The organism is Oscillibacter ruminantium GH1 (assembly GCF_000307265.1).
GTDB classification, from domain to species: Bacteria; Bacillota; Clostridia; order Oscillospirales; family Oscillospiraceae; genus Oscillibacter; species Oscillibacter ruminantium.
Map to the genome: position 1 here is coordinate 577,675 of NZ_DF158896.1, position 14,080 is coordinate 591,754.

Here is a 14,080-nt window from a genome sequence, read left to right on the forward strand (position 1 = left end):
ATGTTTTCAAAACTGGTTCCCATTCCCTCCGGGGCAATGGTCCCCGACCGGGACGTGGATAAAAGCCCCATTCTGGAGTGCATCAATCTGGGCGTCACCTTCGGCGGATTGAAGGCGGTTGAAAACTTCAACCTCACCATCGGGCGCACGGAGATTGCCGGTCTGATCGGGCCCAATGGCGCGGGCAAGACCACGGTTTTCAACCTGCTGACCAAGGTTTACCAGCCCACAAAGGGCACAATTCTGCTGGACGGCAACGATACCCACGGCATGAGCACCATTCAGGTCAACCGGGCGGGCATCGCCCGCACCTTCCAGAACATCCGCCTGTTCACAGACCTCACCGTGGAGGACAATGTGAAGGTGGGCATGAACAACGCCATGGGATATAACATGTGGAGCGGGATTTTCCGCCTGCCGGGGTTCTGGAAAGAGGAAAAAGTAGCCCACCAGCGGGCCATGGAGCTTTTGAGCATCTTCGATATGCAGGATTTAGCCGATGCCAAGGCCGGCTCCCTGCCGTACGGCGCGCAGCGCCGCCTTGAAATTGTCCGCGCGCTGGCGACAAACCCCAGCCTTTTGCTGCTGGACGAACCGGCGGCGGGAATGAATCCGTCGGAGACGGCGGAGTTGATGGAAAATATTCGGAAAATTCGAGATACGTTCCAAATTGCCGTGCTTTTGATTGAGCACGATATGAATTTGGTTATGAATATCTGCGAGGGCATCTGCGTGCTGAATTTTGGGCAGGTCATTGCCAAGGGCAGCCCAGAGGATATTCAGTCCAACCCCACCGTGATCGAGGCGTACCTCGGCAAAAAGAAGGAGGCGTGAAGGCATGAGTACGATTTTATCCGTAGAAAACTTGAACGTTGCCTACGGCAGCATTCACGCGGTCAAGGGCGTTTCCTTCGACGTGAACGAGGGCGAGATCGTCACTTTGATCGGGGCCAATGGCGCGGGAAAATCCACCACCCTGAATACGATTGCGGGCCTGCTGCGGGGAAAATCCGGTTCCGTGACCTTCATGGGAGAGGACTTGGGTAAAATCCCGCCCCACAAAATTGTCTCCCGTGGGATGGCGCTGGTGCCAGAGGGACGACGCGTGTTTTTGCAGATGTCCGTTCAGGAAAACCTTGAAATGGGAGCCTATACCAAGGGCGGTGCGGGCGTTCCCGCGGACCTTGAAATGGTCTATGATTTGTTCCCCCGGCTGAAGGAGCGGCGGCGGCAGGTGGCCGGGACGCTTTCCGGCGGCGAACAGCAAATGCTGGCCATGGGCCGGGCGCTGATGAGCCACCCGAAGCTGCTGATGCTGGATGAGCCGTCCATGGGCCTGGCTCCCATTCTGGTGGAGCAGATTTTTGAGATTATTCAAAATCTCCATAAGGCCGGGTCCACCATTTTGCTGGTCGAGCAAAACGCGCAGGCGGCGCTTTCCATTGCCGACCGGGGTTATGTGCTGGAGACGGGAAAGATCGTCACCACCGGTCCCAGCGGGGAACTGCTGGCTTCCGCCGCCATCAAAAAGGCATATTTGGGCGGCTGACGGCTCTGCGCAGCCCTGCTTGAAACACGTTTTCCCATGCCGGAATCAAAACTGCGCAATTGTCCGTGTGTGAAAGACGGGAAAAATTTCTCCCGCCCACTCTTGACAATCCTAAGAAATGGGCGTAAGATACGACCCAACAATCAAATAACTTTTTAAACCGCTGAAGTGAAAGTAAAGACTGCCGTGCGCGTCCAGAGAGTCCGGGGTGCTGAGAGCCGGGCCGCAATGCAGACGGTCATAATGGGTCACTGAGGGCGCGGCGAAACCGGAGAGCTTTTCCGGCAGTAGCTTGCGACGTCGAAGGCTGACGTTATCCGGCCGGGAGTATGTTGGTACTCTGCTGAGCGCACGGCCTTTTTGCGCCGTGAAACAAGGTGGCACCGCGGTTATATAACCGTCCTTGATGACAAGATTCATCAAGGACGGTTTTTTTGTTGTCTGAAAGGAAAGAAAGGGGCTTTGACATGACCAATGCAAAAGGGCGCTTTGGTGTCCATGGCGGGCAGTATATCCCGGAGACGCTGATGAATGCGGTGATCGAACTGGAGAGGGCTTATGACCGCTATCACGCGGACCCGGCGTTTCATCAGCAGCTCAAGTCGCTGCTGAACGAGTATGCGGGACGGCCCAGCCGGCTGTATTACGCGGGAAAGATGACCCGGGACTTGGGCGGGGCGAAAATTTATCTCAAGCGGGAGGATTTGAACCATACCGGGGCCCACAAGATCAACAACGTGCTGGGGCAGGCGCTGCTGGCGAAAAAGATGGGTAAGACCCGCCTGATCGCCGAAACCGGCGCAGGACAGCACGGTGTGGCCACCACCACCGCCGCCGCCCTGATGGGTATGGAATGCGTGGTGTACATGGGACGGGAGGATACGGAGCGTCAGGCGCTGAACGTTTACAAGATGCGCCTTCTGGGCGCGGAGGTGATCCCGGTGGACTCCGGAACCGGCACGCTGAAGGACGCCGTCTCCGCAGCCTTTCGGGAGTGGACGAATCGGATCGACGATACCCACTATTGCTTAGGCTCCGTGATGGGGCCGCACCCGTTCCCAACCATCGTCCGGGATTTTCAAGCGGTCATTTCTGAGGAGATCAGGGAACAGATGCTGGAAAAGGAAGGGCGGCTGCCCGACGCGGTCATCGCCTGCGTCGGCGGCGGGTCCAACGCCATCGGCTCGTTCTATCATTTCATTGACGATCCGTCCGTCCGCCTGATTGGCTGTGAGGCGGCGGGCCGGGGTGCGGAGACGCTGGAAACCGCCGCCACCATCACCACCGGGCGGCTGGGAATCTTCCACGGGATGAAGTCCTATTTCTGTCAGGATGAATACGGGCAGATTGCCCCGGTATACTCCATTTCCGCCGGGTTGGATTACCCGGGCGTTGGCCCGGAGCACGCCCATCTCCACGACATCGGCCGGGCGGAGTACGTGCCGGTGACGGACGAAGAAGCGGTGAACGCCTTTGAGTATCTCAGCCGGACGGAGGGCATTATACCCGCCATCGAGTCCGCCCACGCCGTGGCTTACGCGATGACTTTGGCGCCGCAGATGGGAAAAGACAACATCCTTGTGATTACAATTTCGGGCCGGGGCGACAAGGACTGTGCCGCCATCGCCCGGTACAGAGGGGAGAATCTACATGAGTAACATTGCGAAAGCCTTTGAGCGGGGCAAGGCGTTTATCCCCTTTCTCACCTGCGGCGATCCCGATTTGGAAACCACGGAAAAGCTGGTGAAGGCCATGGCGGACAGCGGAGCGGATTTGATCGAGCTGGGCATCCCCTTTTCCGACCCCACGGCGGAAGGCCCCGTCATTCAGGCGGCCAACGTCCGGGCGCTTCAAGGCGGCGTTACCACCGACAAAATTTTCGATATGGTGCGCACTCTCCGCAAAACCGTGACCGTGCCCATGGTGTTCATGACCTACGCCAACGTGGTTTTTTCTTACGGGGCTGAAAAGTTCATCTCTGCCTGCGGGGAGCTTGGCATCGACGGTTTGATTCTACCGGATATCCCCTATGAGGAGAGAGACGAATTTGTGTCCATCTGCAAGCGGCACGGTCTGGATTTGATCTCCATGATCGCCCCGACCTCCGCAGACCGTATTGCCATGATCGCCAAGGAGGCCACGGGGTTCCTGTACATCGTTTCGTCTCTGGGCGTCACCGGCGTGCGCAGCGAGATTCAAACGGATGTGGGCGCGTTGGTGGCGCTGGCGCTGGAGAACAGCGGTTGTCCCTGCGCCGTGGGCTTTGGCATTTCCACGCCGGAGCAGGCAAAGCAGATGGCCGCCCTCTCCGGCGGAGCCATCGTGGGCAGCGCCATTGTGAAGCTGGTGGCGCGGCATGGCCGGGACGCGGCTCCCTATGTGGCGGAATACGTAAAATCTATGGCCGACGCGGTTCATTCCGCGTGACGGCGGATACAAATTGAATGGAAGGAATGACCGTATGAAACACGTTTTAAGTTTACTTGCCGCAGCGGCGCTGGTCTTGAGCCTCTGCGCCTGCGGCGGTGCGACTTCTTCCACCGCTTCCGGCAGCGCTGCTTCCCCGGCGGCTGCCTCCGGCGCAATGGAGGGCAAAAAAATCTCCGTCATGACCCCGTATCTCAGCTCCGTCACCACCAATCAGATGGTGGATGCCCTGCAATCCGAGCTGGAGGCGGAGGGCGCGGTTGTCACGGTGATCGATACCGCCAACGACTTCGCCGCCCTCGCCAGCCGCATTGAGGATGTGGTGGCGGCCCAGACGGACGCCATCGTGCTGGTGAGCGCGGACCCCTCTCAGGTAGAAAACCAGCTGCAAGAGGCGTTTGACGCGGGAATTCCGGTCTTTGGCTGCGACAGCGGCTATATTGACGGAATGCAGGTCAACGCCACCAGCGACAACCACCAGATGGGCGAGCTGATTACCAATTACCTGTTCGACGACCTGATGGGCGGGCAGGGGACCGTGGTGGCGCTGACCCACCGTCCCCATCCCGGCGTTGTGAAGCGGTGCGAGGCGTTCGACGAGCTGCTGGCGGCGCAGAAGGGCATTACCCTAGTTACCGAGCAGCATGTCCCCGCCGAGCAGCCCATCAACGATGCGCAGGACATTGTGGAAAACCTGCTGACGGCGAACCCGGAGAAAGGCTCCATCACCGCCATCTGGTGCGGATGGGACGAACCCGCCATCGGCGCGACGCAGGCATGTCAAGAGGAGGGACGAGATGAAATCTTGATTGTGGGCGTGGATGGAAACGAACAGGCTGTCTCCCTCATCAAGGGTGACACGAATCTGAAAGCCACAGTGGCCCAGAACTTCCAAGGCATGGTGGATATCGTGGCGGAACAGATGGGCAAGCTCTTCGCGGGGGAGAACAGCCAGACCGGCGACCTGTATGCGGAAGCCACGCTGATTACAAAGGAAACCGTCGGTTAAAACGAAAACAGAGAGAGGGGGGAGGGACGGTCATGCTGCTGGAAATGAAACACATCTCCAAGAGCTTCCACGGTGTTCAGGCGCTCAAAGATGTTGATCTGTCGCTGAAAGCCGGGGAGGTTCGCGGACTGGTGGGCGAAAACGGCGCGGGAAAATCCACACTTATCAAACTCTTGACCGGGGTATATCGGCGCGGGAAGGGGGAGATTCTTTGGAACGGGCAGGCCGTCGCCCTCTCTTCGCCCGCTCAGAGTCAGTCACTGGGTATCCAAGCCATCCATCAGGACCGGACGTTAATTTCCACCTTTGACGGTATTGAAAACGCGTATCTCGGCCTTTCATATCCTATTCGACACGGAAAAATTGACTGGAAGACCATGGAGAATCGGGTGCGGACAACAATGGAGTCGCTGGGCTTGGAACTGGATTTGCATAAAGCGGCGGCGGAGCTGCCGCCGCCCCAGCGAACGTGTTTGGAGATCGTCCGGGCACGGATGCGGGAATGCCGGCTGTTGATTCTGGATGAGCCGACTGCCGCCCTGACGGAGCGGGAGGCGGAGCGGCTGTTCTCCGTGGTGCGGGCGCTGAAAGAAAGCGGCGCGGCGATTCTGTATGTGACCCACCGTCTGGACGAGATTTTCCGCCTGACGGATCGGGTGACGATTCTGCGAAACGGCGCGGTGGTGGACACCGTGGAGACGGCGGAGGTGAATCGGGAACGGCTGATCGCCATGATGACGGACGGCGCTTCCGTGCAGGCCCCAAGCCACGCAAGCGCGTTCGGCGACGTGCTGCTGGAGGCGCGGGATGTGGCCTCCCGGGATGGAATCGTTCGCAGGGGAGACCTTTTTGCCCGGAGCGGGGAGATTTTGGGACTGTTCGGACTTGGCGGCAGCGGGCGGACGGAGCTTTTGGAGTGTATTTACGGCAGCCGCCCCATGGCCAGCGGAACGGTGGAGCTGTGCGGTGCGACGCAGAAAAAGCCCTCGTCCGCGTCCTCTCTGGACCGTGGCGCGGCTCTGATCTGCGAGGATCGGCGGGGGAAAGCCCTGATTGGCAGTCTGGACGTCCGGGATAATATTCTCCTGACCTCCATCGGCCGCTTTGCCATGTGCGGCGTTTCGTGCCGCCGCGCGGAAAACGCCGCGGTGCAGGCGCAGATCGACGCGCTTGGAATCGTGTTGGCGAGCATGGAGCAGCCCGTTGCGGAGCTGTCCGGCGGCAACCAGCAAAAAACCGTGTTCGCAAGGGCCATGATGACCAATCCCCGTGTGCTGCTGTGCGACGAGCCGACCCAAGCCGTGGACGTGAAGACGCGAGGGGAAATCCACCGGCTGCTGCGCCAAAAGGCGGACGAGGGCTGCGTGGTGGTCTTCGTGTCCTCCGACCTTGGCGAGGTTCTGGAGGTGGCCGATACCGTACAGGTGATGCGGCGGGGCGAGACAGGTCCGCGTATGGAAAATAAAAATTTGACGGTGCGGCAGGTGCTCTCCTGCTGCTATGAAACCTGAGAGGGGATGCCTGTGAATCGGAAAACAGACGCGCTGCGCCGGGGAGCGCAGACTTATGGCACGGCGGCGGCCCTGCTTGTCATCGTGCTGGCGTTCAGCGCCATTCGTCCCAGCTCCTTCTGCACGCTGACAAATTTTATCAACATCACCCGGCAGATGTCGCTTCTGGTGGTGATCTCGCTGGGGGCCACGGTGGTGATGAGCGTGGGCGAATTCGACCTCTCCGTGGGTCAAATGGCCAGCCTTGGCGGCGTAGCGGCGGCGCAGCTGGCGGTGGCGGGCGTGCCGCTGGCGCTGTGCTTCACCCTGCCCCTCCTCGCCGCCGCCGCAGTGGGACTTGTCAACGGCTGGGTGGTGGCCCGGTTCCGGGCGCTGTCCTTTATTACCACACTTGGCATGAGCACCGTTCTCTCCGGCGTGGTATACCGTCTCTCCGGTGGGGCCACGGTGTTTGAGAATATACCTAAAGGCTTTTCTGTGCTGGGGACCGCAAAGCTGGGCCGCATTCCGCTGCTGTCGATTCTGATGCTTGGCTTTGTGCTGCTGTTGTGGTTTTTGATGCGGCACACGCCCACGGGACGAAAGTTCTATGCCATCGGGGGCGGCGAAGAAGCCGCCCGGGTTGCAGGTATCCCGGTAAAGCGGTGTAAGCTGTTGGCGTTTGTCCTCTGCGCCGTGATGGCCTGTGTGGCCGGAATGCTGATTGCCTCCCGGGTCGGTTCCGCTAACACCACCGCCGGAGACGGGTATTTTCTCAAGTCCTATGCGGCGGTGTTTATCGGCTGCACCGCTTCCCGGCGGGGTGTGCCCAATGTGCTGGGGACGCTGCTGGGCGCGGCGATTCTGGGTGTTCTTGCCAACGGATTGACCATGCTGCAAATGCCTACTTACATGCAGGATATTATCACCGGAGCTATCATCATTCTCGCCGTGGTGGCCCAGCGGCTGGGCCGGGAGGATGGACAATGATGGGAAAAATCAGGTATATCGCCGCCTTCGACGTGGGAACTACGGCCGTGAAGGGCGTTTTGGTGGACGAAATGGGCCGTCCTACCGCCGCTCGTTCCATCGACATTCCCACGCTGTTTACAGGGGAGTGGAAGGAACAGAACCCCCAAAGCTGGTGGGACGCGTTTCAGAGAATCTCTTTAGAATTTACGGCGCTGTTTCCTCCCGGCCAAATTGAAGCACTGGTCATGAGCGGACAGATGCAGGATTTGATTCCACTGGACGAGGCGCTGGACCCGGTGTGCAATGCGATTTTATATTCCGACGGACGGGCGGAGCCGCAGGCCGAGAGGCTGAAAGCCGCCGTTGGCCCGGAGCGGATTCTGAAGATCACCGGCAACCGCTGTGACGGGTCGCTCCCTCTGCCAAAGCTGATGTGGCTGAAAGAAAACTGTCCGGAGCTGTACGCCCGGACGCGCCACATTCTCATCAGTTCCAAGGATTATCTCCTCGCCCGGCTCACCGGCGTGTGCGCCGGAGATGTGACTGCCTGCTCCACGGCGGGTGCCATGGGCCTTGCACAAAAATGCTGGAGCGAGGAACTGCTGGATGCTGCCGGAGTTTCCCCGGAGCTGTTTCCCCGGCTGTTTGCCGCCCACGAAAAGGTAGGGGGCGTGCGGCCGGAGGCGGCAATGGCCTGCGGCTATCTCTCCGGTACGCCGGTTTTCGCCGGAACAGGGGATGCCGGGGCGACCACTCTTGCCAGCGGCATTGCCGCGCCGGGGCAGTATAGCGTGAATCTGGGGACTTCCGGCTGGGTGGCTGCGATGTCCGGCGGCCCGCTGCTGACGGAGGAGGGCGTTTTCAATCTCGCCGCCATGCCGGCGGGGCGGTATATCAACGTCGTACCGTTTTTAAACGCAGGAAATGTCCATGGCTGGCTGACAGGCCTTATGGCTGAATTTTCCGGCGGCGCGGCGGATTATGGCGTGTTGAGTGCTCTGCTGGAGCAAAGCGAGCCGGGAAGCGGCGGAGTGTTGTTTCTGCCGTATTTAGTGGGAGAGCGGTTCCCGGTGCTGGACCCCAATGCCCGAGGCTGCTATATCGGGTTGACGCCCCGGACGAGCGCCGCTAATCTGGCCCGGGCGGCGCTGGAGGGCGTGGCCTTTTCCATCCGACAGGGGTTGGAACGGCTGGACGCGGCACCGCAGAGAGTTTCACTCATCGGCGGAGGGGGACGGGAGGATATGTGGTGCCAAATTTTGGCGGACGTGCTGGGCCGGGAAATCGCGGTGTTCCGGGACGGGTCGCTGCTTCCGGCCATGGCCGTGGCCTCCGCGGCGCTGCTGGGACTTGGAAAAATTACCTGCTATGAGAAATTTACCGCATTCTTGAGCGGGGCGAAAAACTGCGTGCCCTATGCACCCCGGCCTGATTGCGGGGAAATTTACGGCCCGCTTTATGAAAAGTTTCGCCGCCTGCACCCGGCTCTTCAGACCCTGTGGTAAAACGGGGAAGGTAATGGAAAAAAGAGTAAAATAGTAAAAGCCGGAATCGCTGCAAATGGACCGGGAAGCCTGTTTGACAGCCGGAAGCCCCCTCGGCGCGGAGCGCCGAGGGGGCTTTTTTTGCATAGGAAACGGACTTTCCCGCTCTTTGCATCAAAAAGTGTAAAATATTACGTCAACCGAGGCGTTCCACCTCTTGCAGACAATGGAAAATTGAAGTAAAATAACGATTGTACGACTGAATGTTTTTACAATTTTTGCCGGTTTTTTATGTTTACCTTCGGCAGCTGAGAAGGCAGCGGAGCGCCCAATGCTTGCCGCGAAAGCTGAGAGAGAAAAGAGTGAGACAGGACTGGACGTTCTGCGGGAGATCAGAGAGAACGGAGAGAAGGCATGACGACACAACAGAGAGAATGGGCCCGGCACGATTTGCGCAATCCAATTGCTGCGCGGGTGAAAAAGGACTGTGGCGAAAATTGCCGTGCTCAGACTCCTGTTGAAGGGAGGGGGCGCTGATGGCCAACTGCAACGTTTTGCTGGTGGTGGATGACATGCAGATCAACCGCATGATCCTCCGCGCGTTGTTTGAGGGGGAGTATGAGCTTCTGGAAGCGGAAGATGGCGAGCAGGCTCTGACGCTGATGCGGCGGAACCAGAAGCGGATTGCCGCTGTGCTGTTGGATCTGATGATGCCGGTGAAGGACGGATATGCGGTGTTGAAAGAAGCTGCGGCCGACGAGGCTCTGTCCCGCATCCCGATTGTTGTCATCACCGCCGACCACACGCCCGAGAGTGAAGTCCGGGTTTTTGATCTGGGGGCGTCGGATATTATTACAAAGCCGTTTGAGTCCCGGTCAGTCAAGCGCCGGATTCAAAATGTGGTGGAGTTATATCAGCACAAGCTGCATCTGGAGGACTTGGTAGAAGCGCAGGCCGCCCAGATTCGGGAGTCCAACACCGCGCTGATCGACGGCCTCTCCTCTGTGATTGAGCACCGCAGTCTGGAATCCGGCCAACATATTCGCCGCATTCGCGGCTTTACCCGGATTCTGCTTCGGGAGGTTGCGCGGGAGCACCCGGAGTATGGGATGACGCCCCAGACCATTGAGGTGATTGCCAGTGCCTCCTCGCTCCACGACATCGGTAAAATTGCCATTCCAGACGCCATTTTGAACAAGCCCGGCCGCCTGACCTCTCAGGAGTTTGAGGTGATGCAGACTCACACCCTGCGGGGCTGTGAGATTCTGGTGGGTCTTGACCGGATGCGGGAGCCGGAGTATTTGAGCTATGCCTATAATATCTGCCGCTACCACCATGAACGCTGGGACGGCAAGGGCTATCCCGAGGGCTTGCGGGAGAATAACATTCCCATCTATGCGCAGGTGGTTTCTGTGGCGGACTGTTTTGACGCGCTGACCACCGACCGGGTGTACAAAAAAGCAATTCCACAGAATGAAGCGTATAACATGATCCTGCAAGGAGAGTGCGGCGCGTTTTCCGGCGACCTTTTGGAATGCTTTAAAAATGTACAGCCGGAATTTTTTGAGCTGTCCCGGGAATATGCCGACGGCCTGCGTCCATCGGAGGACCGAACGCAGATCGAGGTTCGGCCTGCGCATGCCTATGAGGAGAAGCGAACGGCACAGGGACAGGATAAGCTGTTTGCCCTGCTGCGCTATCTGGATGCCACGGTGCTGGAATTTGACCGGAATGCGGGAACCTATCATCTGCTGTATCAGGCGGATCGCAACTTTTCTGTTTTCCAGCAGAAAAAAACGGTGGAGGACGCGGAAAAGCTCTTCGTGCGGACCCGTATCCACCCAGACGATCAGGCCCGTGCGCTGGAGCGGCTGGATGGGGTGTATGAGCGCTTTTTTGCCGATGGCTCTTTGGAGATTTCCAATCGCTACCGGATTAAGGACGGGAACTCCGGACAGTACGCATGGTATCGGAACACCGTTTTGCGCTTGGAGTCGGAGGACCCGCGGCACTGCCGCGCGCTGGCTGTCTGGCACAGGGAACGGGATATTCCCGAACCTGAAACGGTGGAGCGTGAGCCATCCATTCTGCGCGAGGACTTTTGTATGTTCTGCAACCGCCTTCCTGTTGCGGTTTTGCGGCACGGAAATGACCGGGACCTCACCATCATCCAGATGAACGGGGAATTTCTGCGCTTGGTGGGATACACGGAGGAAGAGCTGGAGAGCCGATTCCATAACCGCCTGGCCGCTCTGCTGGTGCCCATGGATCGGGAGCGGACGCTGTCCAAAAGCCGCAGGCAGATGGCTGTGGGGCGGGAGTTGCAGCTGGAATACCGCATCGAAACCGGAGATGGGCGCACGGTCTGGGTTTTGGAAAACAGCATTTTGCGCAGGGAGAGCGACGGACACGAATATTTTCAGTGTGTTCTGACGGACGTTACCGCCCAAAAGCGCGTGCAGGAAGATCTGCGTCAGGATCTGGAACGCTATCGCATCGCGGTTCAGCAGGAGGGAGAGGTGATCTTCGAGTGGGAGGTTGCCTCAGATCGCTTCTGGGTTTCCGGCAACTGGGAGCTGAAGTTTGGATATCAGCCGCTGGGTTATCTCACAAAGGCGCTGGAGACGGGAACCCACATTTATCCCATGGACCTCAAAAGCATCCAGCGGGCAATCCGGGCCGTTTGCAGCGGGGCTTTGCGCGAGGAGACGGAGTTCCGCGTTCTCGCCGCCGAGGGACAGTACCGCTGGCAGAGGGCGAGAATGACGGTGCAGCTGGGCGGCGACGGAAAGCCCTATCGGGTGATCGGTGTGATTGCGGACGTCGAGGTGGAGAAGCGGGCCATCGAGGGCCTGATGGATAAGGCCCAGCGAGACAGCCTCACCGGACTTTACCACAAGGCGGCGGCACAGGAGCGCATTGATTTCTATCTGAGCCAGATGGGAGAAAACGAGCTTTCCGCCATGCTGTTGGTGGATGTAGATGATTTCCGGACCGTGAACGATCAGTTCGGGCATATGTTCGGCGATGCGGTATTGGTGGAGTTGTCTGACATTATCAGAAGGATTTTTCAAGAGGGCGGCGTGGTCGCCCGCGTGGGCGGCGACGAATTTCTTGTTTTTATGTCGGTGGTTTCTTCGGAGTCCGCTGCCGTTAACCGTGTCTGCCAGCTGCTGGAGGGCTGCAAAAGCGTCACAAGGGGATCGGGACGGGAAATCTCGTGCAGCGTGGGCGCTGTGCTTGCCCCGCTCCATGGCCGCGACTGCGAGACGCTGTTCCAGCGATGCAGTCATGCGCTCTGTCAGGCAAAGGAGGCAGGTAAGGGCGGGTATGTTGTATATAGCGAGGCGAAAACGCTGGCCGAGCTTGCGGAACGGCGTGACCGCCAGCAGACGAAAATTGATCCCGAGGTTGATTTTCAGCTGGCGCTGTCCCGAATCATCAGTGAAATGCTGCGAGGATTTTCCTCCGAACAGGACTTTGAGCGGGAAATCAACGGGATGCTGGAGAAAATTGGGCAGCTGTTCCATGTGAGCCGGGTGTACATCTTTGAGGACTCGCCGGACGGCGAGCGCTGCAGCAACACCTTTGAGTGGTGCGGGGACAACATCATCCCCCAGCACGCGGCGCAGCAGAACATCTGCTACCGGGACTTGGGCACGGACTACCATGCGAATTTCGACCGGCAGGGTGTTTTCCTGTGTCAGGATGTGGAGGCGCTGACGCCCGCGCAGCGAAAGCTGATGACGGGACGCAGGACGCTTTCCGTTCTCCAGTGCGCGGTAACGGACAACGGCCGGTTTGTGGGCTTTATGGGGTTTGACGACTGCGAAATCCACCGCTTTTGGACGCAGACGCAGGTGGAAGCAATCAGCTTTGTCACAAAGATCACGTTCATGCTCCTGATAAGGGGACGAGCAGAAAATGCCGGGAATGCACCGGAGAAGCTGAGGATAGAATAGAAGACAGAAGACCCACGGGCCGCTGCTCAGGCGGCCCGTGGGTTTTTAATCTATTTTTTCAGGACTTCTTGGCGAATATAGGAAAAGGCGGCGTCCTCTCCCTCATCCCGCAGCTTGACCAGCATGGATTCCAAAAGCGCAGAGGTCTTTTCATTCAAGATGGTGTGAGTTTTGGAATGCTGAAAGAATTTCCAAGGGTCCGCGTTTTCAAATGCCTTGCCCCGATAGACCCGGCTGGCGGCGTATCGGTCGCAAAACATCTCCGCCACATACTTGACGGGCATCTCAACGCCCACGATTCCAGAGGACCCGTCAGGCTTTTGCCCATAGTCCGTCCAGTATTCCAAATGGTGGCGGTTGTGCCCCTTGTGATGGAGCCACGCGGAGGAATACCCCTTGCTTTTTCGCTCCGCGTCGTTGGGGCTGCGGTCGCCCTGAAAATATTGAGCGCCCACCCAAAATTCCTGAGGCGCATATTTGGAAAGATCGTGCGTCAGCCCCTGCCAGTAAAGGCCCAGACGAAAACAATATTTGCAGACAAGGGCGCGGTGATGATTTACGGTATGTAAGTGGGCGAAAAAGTGCAAAGCAGTCACCTCGGAATTCTGAAGACAAATTGTTATCCTCAGTTTAACACGATTCTCTGAAAAAAACGAGGGAAATTTTCGCATAAACCTGCCGCCTCGGCAAACACTCTTACAAGAAGGGAGGCGCAGATATGGTGGATGCGGCGTTTTTTGGGGGAGGCGCGGCTCCGCCCGTGCCGCTTCCGGCGGGAGTGGAGCAGCCTGAAACCGTCCGGGAGCTGACGGAAAAGCGGTGGGAAGTTCTGGCCCTGTCGGCAGAGGGCTGCCAATGCTTGGCGAATAAGCCGGAGGCGGTATGCGCCTGTGGGACCGTCCTGCTGCCGGGTGATTGGAGCCGCCTGACAGCGCGGCAGATACGGGCTGAACGCGCTGTGAGCTGCGGGTTTTCCTCCCGGGACAGCCTGACCTTTTCCAGCTTGGGGGACAGCGGCGCGGTGGTCTGCGTCCAGCGGGCGCTGGGAAGGCCGGACGGGGGACAGGTGGAGCCGCAGGAGCTGCCGCTTGGACCGTTGGAGTGCCCCACTGAGGACCTGCTGGCCGTAATCGGACTGGGCCTTTTGTTGTAAATACCACTGACAGGGGCGGTGCAGCTGTGCTAAC

11 protein-coding genes are annotated in these 14,080 nt (G+C 58.8%); 10 read left to right on the forward strand and 1 reads right to left on the reverse strand.

Annotation, left to right across the window (positions count from 1 at the left end):
- The 9 genes from ON16_RS02810 (at position 1) to ON16_RS02850 (ending at position 12,893) form a co-directional block, all read left to right on the forward strand.
- Positions 1–834 carry an ABC transporter ATP-binding protein gene (locus tag ON16_RS02810; protein WP_040659196.1) on the forward strand — a complete coding sequence of 278 codons (834 nt, stop codon included), beginning with the start codon at positions 1–3 and terminating at the stop codon, positions 832–834.
- A gap of 4 nt (positions 835–838) precedes the next feature.
- Complete coding sequence (locus tag ON16_RS02815; protein WP_193372935.1) at positions 839–1,549, forward strand: ABC transporter ATP-binding protein; 711 nt, start codon at positions 839–841, stop codon at positions 1,547–1,549.
- Positions 1,550–2,016: 467 nt separating this feature from the next.
- On the forward strand, positions 2,017–3,207 hold the full coding sequence (gene trpB, locus ON16_RS02820; RefSeq protein ID WP_040659198.1) for a tryptophan synthase subunit beta: 1,191 nt from the start codon (positions 2,017–2,019) through the stop codon (positions 3,205–3,207).
- Entirely contained in the window at positions 3,200–3,976 is a 777-nt protein-coding gene (trpA, locus tag ON16_RS02825) for a tryptophan synthase subunit alpha (RefSeq protein WP_040659200.1), read from the forward strand. Before trpB ends, trpA begins: the two co-directional genes overlap by 8 nt.
- Positions 3,977–4,010: 34 nt before the next feature.
- Positions 4,011–4,985 carry a sugar ABC transporter substrate-binding protein gene (locus ON16_RS02830; RefSeq protein WP_040659202.1) on the forward strand — a complete coding sequence of 325 codons (975 nt, stop codon included), beginning with the start codon at positions 4,011–4,013 and terminating at the stop codon, positions 4,983–4,985.
- A gap of 32 nt (positions 4,986–5,017) precedes the next feature.
- Positions 5,018–6,496, forward strand: coding sequence for a sugar ABC transporter ATP-binding protein (locus tag ON16_RS02835; RefSeq protein WP_040659204.1), 1,479 nt, complete (start codon positions 5,018–5,020; stop codon positions 6,494–6,496).
- 12 nt (positions 6,497–6,508) lie between these two features.
- Positions 6,509–7,465: an ABC transporter permease gene (locus ON16_RS02840; RefSeq protein WP_243441750.1), complete on the forward strand. Its 957-nt coding sequence runs from the start codon at positions 6,509–6,511 to the stop codon at positions 7,463–7,465.
- Entirely contained in the window at positions 7,462–8,952 is a 1,491-nt protein-coding gene (locus tag ON16_RS02845) for a xylulokinase (protein ID WP_202949443.1), read from the forward strand. Before ON16_RS02840 ends, ON16_RS02845 begins: the two co-directional genes overlap by 4 nt.
- Before the next feature lie 515 nt (positions 8,953–9,467).
- Positions 9,468–12,893, forward strand: a complete 3,426-nt coding sequence (locus tag ON16_RS02850; RefSeq protein ID WP_051131494.1) for a diguanylate cyclase domain-containing protein — start codon at positions 9,468–9,470, stop codon at positions 12,891–12,893.
- Positions 12,894–12,943: 50 nt separating this feature from the next.
- On the opposite strand, the gene ON16_RS02855 is transcribed toward ON16_RS02850, so the two are convergent.
- Positions 12,944–13,480: a DUF5662 family protein gene (locus ON16_RS02855; RefSeq protein WP_040659844.1), complete on the reverse strand. Its 537-nt coding sequence runs from the start codon at positions 13,478–13,480 to the stop codon at positions 12,944–12,946.
- A 131-nt stretch (positions 13,481–13,611) separates the two neighbouring features.
- On the opposite strand from ON16_RS02855, the gene ON16_RS02860 reads away from it, so the two are divergent.
- A complete protein-coding gene (locus ON16_RS02860) occupies positions 13,612–14,046 on the forward strand; it encodes a hypothetical protein (protein ID WP_040659208.1) in 435 nt (144 codons plus the stop codon).
- The last annotated feature ends 34 nt before the right edge of the window (positions 14,047–14,080 follow it).

Coding starts and splice junctions, on each gene's coding strand:
- ON16_RS02810 (WP_040659196.1), top strand. CDS start 1: ATGTTTTCAAAACTGGTTCCCATTCCCTCCGGGGCAATGGTCCCCGAC.
- ON16_RS02815 (WP_193372935.1), top strand. CDS start 839: ATGAGTACGATTTTATCCGTAGAAAACTTGAACGTTGCCTACGGCAGC.
- trpB (WP_040659198.1), top strand. CDS start 2,017: ATGACCAATGCAAAAGGGCGCTTTGGTGTCCATGGCGGGCAGTATATC.
- trpA (WP_040659200.1), top strand. CDS start 3,200: ATGAGTAACATTGCGAAAGCCTTTGAGCGGGGCAAGGCGTTTATCCCC.
- ON16_RS02830 (WP_040659202.1), top strand. CDS start 4,011: ATGAAACACGTTTTAAGTTTACTTGCCGCAGCGGCGCTGGTCTTGAGC.
- ON16_RS02835 (WP_040659204.1), top strand. CDS start 5,018: ATGCTGCTGGAAATGAAACACATCTCCAAGAGCTTCCACGGTGTTCAG.
- ON16_RS02845 (WP_202949443.1), top strand. CDS start 7,462: ATGATGGGAAAAATCAGGTATATCGCCGCCTTCGACGTGGGAACTACG.
- ON16_RS02850 (WP_051131494.1), top strand. CDS start 9,468: ATGGCCAACTGCAACGTTTTGCTGGTGGTGGATGACATGCAGATCAAC.
- ON16_RS02860 (WP_040659208.1), top strand. CDS start 13,612: ATGGTGGATGCGGCGTTTTTTGGGGGAGGCGCGGCTCCGCCCGTGCCG.